Here is a 235-nt window from a genome sequence, read left to right on the forward strand (position 1 = left end):
GCATGGATGTGGCAATGCCGATGGTGATCGCCACGGCCGAAAGCTTTGGCTTGACCGGCTATGAAAGTGCGGCCGAACTGGACGAAAATGCCGATTTTTATACGAGGATGGAGGCCATTCGCCGTCTGGCCGGGGCAAAAATGGGTATGGGCGATGTGTCCAAATCCGTGACCCCGAAATTCGGGTTGCTGGCCCCGGCCAATCAGGGCGGGACCATCGCGACACGGTATTTCAT

At 57.4% G+C, this 235-nt stretch carries 1 protein-coding gene; it reads left to right on the plus strand.

Annotated features, from left to right (window positions below; genetic code table 11):
* Positions 1–14: 14 nt before the first annotated feature.
* A partial coding sequence (locus tag Q4528_RS16165; RefSeq protein WP_303522787.1) for a PrpF domain-containing protein occupies positions 15–235 on the plus strand: 221 nt, incomplete at its 3' end.

The organism is Staphylococcus pasteuri, assembly GCF_030547725.1.
Lineage (GTDB): Bacteria > Bacillota > Bacilli > Staphylococcales > Staphylococcaceae > Staphylococcus > Staphylococcus pasteuri.